The following is a 9554-nucleotide window of genomic DNA, read 5'->3' as shown; positions in this document are numbered from 1 at the left end:
GACGGCGGTCGCCAAGGACGGCAGCGCGGTGGAGGCGACCAGGAGCGAACCGCTGCTGGTGGTGGTCAACCCGGTGACCGACACGCCGACGCTGACCGTGCAGCCGGCAAGCGGTGACGAGGACACGGCGATCGCGCTGAACATCGCCTCCGCCCTGACCGATACGGACGGGTCCGAGACGCTGACGATCACGATCGGCAACATCCCGAGCGGGGCGACGCTGACGAACGCGGCGGGCGACACGCTGACGATCGGCAACGGGTCGATCACGCTGACGCCCGGCCAGTTGGCCGGCCTGAAGATCACGCCGCCGCGCGACAGCGACGTCGATTTCACCCTGACGGTAACCGCCACCGCCAAGGACGGCACGGCCGCAGCGGTCAACGTCCAGAAGACGCTCGCCGTCACCGTTATCGCGGTGGCCGACGCGCCGACCGCCGTGGTGACTCCGATCTCCTACAACCTGAGCAACGGCCAGAACGACACGCTGACCGGCACCGCCGGCAACGACACGCTGCAAGGCGGTTCCGGCCACGACACCATCTACGGCGGCGCCGGCGACGACGTGATCTACGGCGATGGCACCGGCGTCTTCACCGTCAGCCTCAACGTCGGCGCCACCCTGTCGGACACCGACGGGTCGGAATCGATCGACAGGCTGGTGATCTCCGGCGTTCCGGCCGGGGCGAGCCTGAGCGCCGGCACCTGCGTGACCGAGGCCAACGGCACCACCACCTGGACCCTGACCCCGGCGCAGCTCAACGACCTGAAGCTGACCGCCAAGGAGGGCGACAGCACCCACCCGATCAATCTTACCGTCACCGCCACCTCGATCGAGCAGGAGAACGGCAGCACCGCCACCAGCACGCCCAAGACGCTGTCGGTCACCTTCACCGGCACGCCGCAGGGCAACGATAGCCTCGACGGCGGCGACGGCAACGACACGATCTATGGCGGGGGCGGCAAGGACACGCTGCGCGGCGGGGCGGGCGATGACAGCCTGGACGGCGGCGACGGCGACGACCTGCTGGCCGGTGGCCTCGGCGACGACACCATCGACGGCGGCGCCGGCACCGACACGGTGACCTACGCCGACTCCGCCACCGCCGTGAACGCCAATCTGGCGACCGGCGTCGGAACCGGCGAGGGCAATGACGTTCTGCGCAATCTGGAGAACGTCACCGGGTCCCGGTTCGACGACGTGATCACCGGCTCCAGCGGCGCCAACGTCCTGATCGGCGGGGCCGGCAGCGACACCATCAGCGGCGGCGGCGGGACGGACACCATCAATGGTGGGGCTGGCGACGACCTGTCGATCTTCGTGGTCGGCGAGGGCGGCACCTCCGCCAAGCCCGAACTTCAGGACGGCGACACCGGCATCGACACCTTCCGGGTGATGCTGACCAGCGCGCAGCTCGCCAACCCGGCGATCCTGGCCGACCTGCGCACGCTGCGCGACAGCATCGAGGCGGCGGCGGCCAAGCCCAACGCCGCCAACGCCGACACCTCCACCAACAGCGCGACGACTCTGACGGCGCTCGGACTCCGCGTGGTTGATTTCGAGAAGCTGGAAATCTACGTCGATGGCCAGCCGGTCAACGTCCGTGAGGTGCTGAACTACAACCCGAACCCGCCGACCGCGACCGCCGCCAACACCCCCGGCACCGAGGACAACGTGGTCAATGGCCGGCTGGCGGCGACCGATCCGGACATCGCCAACGGCCGCACCGACGACACGCTGACCTACCAGGGGCCGGGCACCAACGGCCAGCCGGTGCGGCTGGCGCATGGCACGGTGGTGGTGAACGATGACGGCAGCTTCACCTACACGCCGGACCCGGACTTCAGCGGCACCGACAGCTTCACCTTCACGGTGCGGGACAGCTACGGCGGCACCTCCACCGCCACCCAGACGATCACGGTGGCGCCGGTTGCCGACGCCTTCCAGATCGGCACGCTCAACGCGCGCGGCAACGAGGACCAGGCGGGCGGCATCGCGCTCTCCCCGACCATCACGCTCAGCGACGTCGACGCCGCCAGCCCGGAGGCGGTGGAGAACGTCACCCTGCTGATCCCGGCCTCGCAGCAGGACGCCAGCGGCGCCAAGCTGTACCTGAACGGGGTCGAGCTGACGCGCGGCGGTCCCGATGCCTCGGGCAACTACAGCTGGACCATCCCGACCTCGGCGCTCGCCGCGGTCGGCGGCACAGCCGGGACCTGGAGCGTCCAGGGCCTGACCGTCACCACCGCCCACAATTCCGACGCCGACCTCAACTACACGCTGAAGGTCGGGACCGTCGACGGCAGCGGGGCCACCGCGTCGCGCCTCGTGCAGACGGCGAGCGGCACCATCACCGTCGACGCGGTGGCCGACGCCCCGACCGTGACCGCCGCCGCCGCCACGACCAGGGAGGATGTCTCGGTCGCGCTGTCGATCACGCCGACCCTGACCGACACCGACGGGTCGGAGAGCATCAGCGCCATCACCATCTCCAACGTCCCGGACGGGGCGATGCTGAGCGCCGGCAGCTACGTGACCGAGGCGGATGGCACCACCACCTGGACGCTGACCCGCGCCCAGCTGGCCGGGCTGCGCATCACCCCGCCGCACGACTTCTCCGGCACCATCACGCTGAGCGTCACCGCGACCTCGGAGGAGCGCGAAAACGGTTCGACCGCCGTGTCGGCTCCGGTCCCCCTGTCGATCACCGTGACCGGCGTCGCCGACGCGCCGATCGTCGGCGTCCAACCGGTCTCGGGCAACGAGGACACGGCCATCGCGTTGGGCATCACCGCCGCGCTGTCCGACCTGACCGGCGAAACGCTCGACCACATCACCATCACCGGCGTGCCGGAAGGGGCGACCTTGTCCGCCGGCATCCACAACCCCGACGGAAGCTGGACGCTGACTCCGGCGGAACTGAACGGCCTGACCTTCACGCCGCAGCACGACTACTCGGGTTCGGTGACGCTGACCGTCACCGCCACCTCGGTGGAGGGGATGACGACCGCCACCTCGGCGCCGCTTTCCTTCGCGGTGACGGTCAAGGCCGTCGCCGACACCCCGGTTCTGTCGGCGTCGAGCGCGGTCGGCCGCGAGGACACCGCCATTCCGCTGTCGGTCAACGCCGCCCTGACCGACCGGGACGGTTCGGAAACACTGACCATCCTGGTCGGTGGCGTGCCGGCCGGTGCGACGCTGAACCATGGCACCTACGACGCCGCGTCGGGCAAATGGGTGCTGACGCCGGCCGACCTCAACGGTCTGACCATCACCCCACCGTCCAACTCCAACGTCGGCTTCGATCTGACCTTCACCGCGCGGGCGACGGAAAGCTCCAACGGCTCGATCGCCGACGCGGCGCCGGTGACGGTCCATGTCGAGGTGCAGGGCGTCGCCGACGTGGCGACCCCGACCGGCGCGCTCAGCGCGCGCGGCACCGAGGATACGGCGATCAACCTGCAACTCGGCAACCTGCAACTCACCGACACCGACGGGTCCGAGCGGCTGTCGCTGGTGGTCAGCAATCTGCCGGACGGCGCCTCGCTGTCGCTGGCGGCCGGGCATGAGAGCGGTCTGGTCTATCTCGGCAACGGCCGCTGGTCGGTCGACGTCGAGTACCGCAACGAATTGACCCTGACGACCAAGGCCGACTTCTCCGGCACCATCAACCTGAAGGTCGACGTCATCACCACCGACAGCAACGGTGCGGCGACCATCGTGGTGAACGGCGAGACGTCGGGCGGCGTGCTGAAGCAGACCCGCGACCTGACCGTCACCGTCGATCCCAAGGCCGACGAGCCGATCGTCTCGATCAGCGCCAGCGCGCCCGAGGACAACCCCGGCGGCATCCCGCTGGTGATCTCGGCCCTGACCGGCGACAGCGACGGGTCGGAGCACATCTCCGCCATCGTCATCTCCGGTCTGCCGGCCGGCGTGACGCTGACGAGCACGATTGCGGGGGCGCTGACCGACAACGGCAACGGCCGCTGGTCGGTCGATCCGTCCAAGCTGGGCGGCCTGCGCCTGCATGTTCCCGAACACAACGCCGATGATTTCCAGATCACCGTGTCGGTGACGGCGACCGACGGCAGCGACAGCCTGACCAGGACCTACACCCCGACGGTGGTTGTCACCGCCGTGGCCGACGCGCCCATGTCGAAGGCGGCGGACGGCACGCTGGTCGCCTACCATGTCGACGATCAGGTCTCGGCGAGCGGTGTTCCGACCGACATGGTGCTGAACCTCAACGCGCATCTTCAGGACACCGACGGTTCGGAATCTCTGGCGGTCATCATCGAGGGCGTGCCGAAGGGCTCGCTCCTGAACTTCGGCATCGACAACGGCGACGGCACCTGGACCCTGTCGCCGACCGACTACGCGGCGGCTCTGGCGGCCGGCGGCGTCAAGCTGACCGTGCACAACGCCAACGCGGCGGGCATCAGCCACGCCACCGTCACCACGAACGGCCAGACCTACGACCAGGGCAGCCTGACCCTGACCGTCCGTCCGTTCAGCATCGAGCAGGAAGGCGACCGCAACACCAGCGTCTCCGACAGCTTCGTCGTGAGCTGGAGCGTCGCGCAGTCCTCGAACGGCGGCGGCAACAACGGCGGCGGCAACAACGGAGGAGGGAACGGCGATCCGACCAGCCCCCCGCCGCCTCCGCCTCCGCCTCCCCCGCCGCCTCCCCCGCCGCCGGTGGTCGATCCGAACACCGGCATCGGCAACCAGCGGCCGGCCGGCCTCACCACCGGCGAGGACACCGCCGTCGCCCTCAACCTCGACAGCGGCCTGTCGGACTGGCAGAACGTAACGGCCGTCAAGCTGACCGGCATTCCGGCCGGAGCCGAGCTGAGGGATTCCCTGGGCACGCTCATCACCGTCCAGGCGGATGGCAGCGCGACGCTCGATCCGTCGAAGCTGGCCGGCCTGACGATCAAGCCGCCGGCCAACAGCGACGTTGACTTCACACTCGGCGTGGTCGTCACCTCGGGCGCCAACAACAGCCAGACCACGGTGACGCAGGCGGTGACGGTGACGGCCATTGCCGACGCCCCGTCTCTGACCGTGCAGACCGCCTCGGGCGACGAGGACACGGCCATCGCGCTGAACATCACGGCGGCGCTCACCGACACGGACGGGTCGGAAAGCCTCGTCGGCGTCGTCATCGACAATGTGCCGGTTGGCGCCAAGCTGTCGGCGGGCTTCGAGGACTCGACCAACCCCGGCCGCTGGGTGCTGACTCCGGACCAACTGGCCAACCTGAAATTCACCCCGCCGGCCAACGCCAGCGGCACCATCCAGCTCAGCGTCACGGCGGTGTCGCGCGAGAGCAGCAACGCCGACCGGGCAACCACCACCCGGACCCTGGCGGTCGAGGTGGCGCCGGTCAGCGACGCGCCCACGATCAGCGTGACGGCTCCGACCTCGCGGGAGGACGTGGCGGCCAACCTGTCGATCGACGTGGCGGTCACCGATCTGGTGGGCACCCCGGAGGCGATCAGCGCGGTGCGCCTGACAGTGCCGACCGGCTTCACCCTGTCGGCCGGCACGGCGCTCGGCGGCGGCGTCTACGACCTCTCCGGCCTGACGCCGGCGGAGCGCGCGGCGCTGACCCTGACGCCGCCGTCGAACTACGCCGGGACCGTGACCCTGACCGTCGAGGCGGCGGCCAAGGACGGCACGGCGGCCGAGGCCTGGTCGGCCAAGAGCTTCACCGTCACCTTCACGGCGGTCGCCGACGCCCCCGACGTCGCCGTCCACAATGCGACCGGCAACGAGGACACGGCGATCGCGTTGGACTTGTGGGCGGCGCTGGTCGACACCGACGGGTCGGAGAGCATGGCCATCATCCTGTCCGGTCTGCCCGACGGAGCCGTGCTGAACCAGGGCTCCAACAACGGTGACGGCTCCTGGACCTTGAAGCTGTCCGACCTGTCCGGCCTGAAGGTCATTCCGCCGCGCAACATGTCGGGCGGCATGGATTTGACGCTGACGGCGACCAGCCTGGAAAGCTCGAACAAGGACACGGCCAGCACCAGCAAGACCTTCCATGTGGAGGTGGTGGCGGTGGCCGACGCCCCGGCGATCAGCGTCGCCAACGCGGCGGGCAGCGAGGACACGCCGATCGCGCTCAACCTGTCGGCCGCCCTGGTCGACCGCGACGGGTCGGAGACGCTGAGCGTCGTGCTGTCGGGCCTGCCGAGCGGTGCCAAGCTGATCGATGCCGATGGCAACACCCTGATCCCGACCGGCGGGGCGGTCACCCTGACCGCCACCCAGTTGAGCGGGCTGAAGCTGCTGCCGCCGGCCAACAGCGGCACCGACTTCAACCTGACGCTGACGGCGACGGCGACGGAGCAGGCGACGGGGACCACCGCCACCAGCAGCCAGCTTTTCCGTGTCACCGTCGACCCGGTCGCCGACCAGCCGATCGTCACCTGGACCCCGCTGACCGGAACCGAGGACACGGTCATCCCGCTGCATCTTTCGGTGGCGCTTGCCGACACCGACGGGTCGGAGCGGCTCGGCCTCGTGACCATCACCGGAGTGCCAGCCGGGGCCACGCTGTCCGACGGCACGCGGAACGCCGATGGAAGCTGGACGCTGGAACCCGGACAACTTGCCGGGCTGACGCTGACGCCGCCGGCCGACAGCGACGTCGACATCACCCTGACGATCACCGCGATCAGCCACGAATCCAATGGGACGACCGCCACCACCGTGGTGACGCTGCCGATCGCCATGAACGCGGTGTCGGACACGCCGACGCTGAGCGTGCAGGCGGCGAGCGGTGCCGAGGACACGGCGATCGCCCTGACGATCAACCCGGCGCAGACCGACATCGACGGATCGGAAACGCTGACCGTCACCATCAGCGGCATTCCGGGCGGCGCCAGCCTGAGCAACGATGGTGGCGACACGCTGACGATCACCAACGGGTCGATCACGCTGACGCCCGGCCAACTCGCCGGTCTGAAGATCACGCCGCCCGAGAACAGCGACACCGACTTCACCCTGACCGTCACCGCGCGGTCCAAGGATGGCAGCGCCGCCGAGGCGACGACCAGCCAGACGCTGTCGGTGACCGTCACGCCGGTGAGCGACACGCCGACGCTGAGCGTGCAGGGGGCGAGCGGCGACGAGGACACGGCGATCGCGCTGACGATCAGCCCGGCGCTGACCGACACCGACGGATCGGAAACGCTGACCGTCACCATCAGCGGCATTCCGGGCGGCGCCAGCCTGAGCAACGATGGTGGCGACACGCTGACGATCACCAACGGGTCGATCACGCTGACGCCTGGCCAGCTCGCCGGGTTGAAGATCACGCCGCCCGGGAACAGCGACACCGACTTCACCCTGACCGTCACGGCGACCGCGCGGGACGGCTCGGCCGCCCCGGTCACGGTCACCGACACGCTGACCGTCACGGTCAACCCGGTGTCGGACGCGCCGACCCTGACCGTCCAGCCGGCGACCGGCAACGAGGACAGCCCCATCGCCCTGAACATCGCGTCGGCGCTGACCGACACGGACGGGTCGGAGACGCTGACCATCACCCTGTCGGGTATCCCGGACCATGCGGTTCTGGCCAACGCCGGGGGCGTCCTGACGGTCAGCAACGGGACGGTGACGCTGACTCCGGCGCAATTGACCGGGCTGAAGATCACGCCGCCCGAGAACAGCGACGAAAACTTCACCCTGACCGTCACGGCGACGTCCAGGGACGGGATGGCGGCGGGCGCCGACACCGTGCGGACGCTGGCGGTGACGGTCAATCCGGTCTCGGACGCGCCGACGCTGAGCGTGCAGGCGGCGAGCGGGAACGAGGACAGCCCCATCGCGCTGTCGATCGCTCCGGCGCTCACCGACACCGACGGATCGGAGGTGCTGACGGTCACCCTGTCGGGCATCCCGGCCGGCGCCAGCCTGACCAACGACGACGGCGACGTGCTGGTCATCAGCGGCGGCTCGATCACCCTGACCCCGGCGCAGCTCGCCGGGCTGGCGATCACGCCGCCGGACGACAGCGACACCGACTTCACCCTGACGGTCACCGCGCGGTCCAAGGACGGCTCGGCGGTCGAGGCGACAACGGTCCGCAGCCTGACGGTGACCGTCGCCCCGGTGACCGACGCGCCGACGCTGAGCGTCCAGCCGGCGAGCGGCGACGAGGACACGGCGATCGCGCTGACGATCAACCCGGCGCTGACCGACACCGACGGGTCGGAGACGCTGAACGTCACGCTGTCGGGCATTCCGGACGGCGCCACCCTGCGGAACGCCGCCGGGGCGCTGACCGTGGTGGCCGGGGCGATCACGCTGACGCCGTCGCAGTTGACCGGCCTGACGATCAAGCCACCGGCCAACAGCGGGGACGACTTCACCCTGACGGTCACGGCGACGGCCAGGGACGGGTCCGCCGCCCCGGTTTCGGTCGCCGATACGCTGACCGTGACGGTCAACCCGGTGGCCGACGCGCCGGCCCTGACCGTCGCCGCCACCCACGGGCCGGAGGACACGGCGATCGCCCTGTCGATCACCGCCGCCCCGACCGACCTCGACGGGTCGGAGACGGTGACGGTGCGGATCGACGGCGTGCCCGCCGGCGCCAGCCTGAACCACGGCACCGACAACGCCGATGGAAGCTGGAGCCTGACCGCGGCGCAGCTCAGCGGCCTCACCTACACGCCGCCGGCCGACGCCAACGGTCCGGTGACGCTGACGGTCACGGCGACGTCCCATGACGGGACGAGCACGGCCACGGTGTCGCAGACCCTGACGGTGACGGTCGATCCGGTGAACGACGCCCCGACCCTCACCGCCAACGGCCAGGCGGCCGGCGTGGCGGGCGTGGCGATCGACGACGTGGACAGCAGCGTCATGTCCGGCATGACGGTCCGCATCACCGGCGGGTCGCAGAGCGGCGACACGCTCAACCTCGACAGCCTGCCCCTCACCACCGATTCCGTGACCGGGCGGAAGACCGTGGCCGGCACCGGGATCGAGGTGACGTGGGACGACGCGAGCCACAAGCTCTCGCTGAGCGGCGACGCCCCGACCGCCACCTACACCGATCTTCTCCACCATCTGGCACTGACACCCGGCGGCGCCGGGACACGGACGCTGGAGGTGACGGTGACCGACCAGCAGGGGGCCGCCAGCGATCCGCTGAGCGTTCAGGTGGAGGTTTCGAACGACGCGGTGGTGACCGGGACCGCCGGCAACGACACGCTGCACGCCGCCGCCGGGACGATGGCGATGAACGGCGGGGCCGGGGACGACCTGTTCATCTTCGCGCAGCGCGATGGCAGCCTGTTCATCAATGGCGGGGCCGGCTGGACCGACGTGGTGGAGATGGGCAACTTCGCCGGAGGGGTGGGGAACTGGCTGGACCAGATCGACTCGAACAGCTACACGCTCGACCCCTCGGGCCATGGCCTGACCTTCAACCATGAGTGGTCAGGAACGCTGGAGGACCAGAACGGGCACCAGCTGGTGTTGCAGAACATCGAGCGGCTGACCTTCTGATCCGGCACGGGCGGGA

General features: G+C 70.0%; 1 protein-coding gene. It reads left to right on the top strand.

Going from position 1 to position 9554, the window contains the following annotated elements; translation table 11 throughout:
* Positions 1-28: 28 nt before the first annotated feature.
* Positions 29-9538, top strand: coding sequence for a beta strand repeat-containing protein (locus tag J2847_RS31805; protein ID WP_325169527.1), 9510 nt, complete (start codon positions 29-31; stop codon positions 9536-9538).
* Positions 9539-9554: the final 16 nt, after the last annotated feature.

It is taken from the genome of Azospirillum agricola, from assembly GCF_017876095.1.
In the GTDB taxonomy this organism is placed as follows: domain Bacteria; phylum Pseudomonadota; class Alphaproteobacteria; order Azospirillales; family Azospirillaceae; genus Azospirillum; species Azospirillum agricola.
This window is presented reverse-complemented; position numbering and strand designations above follow the sequence as displayed.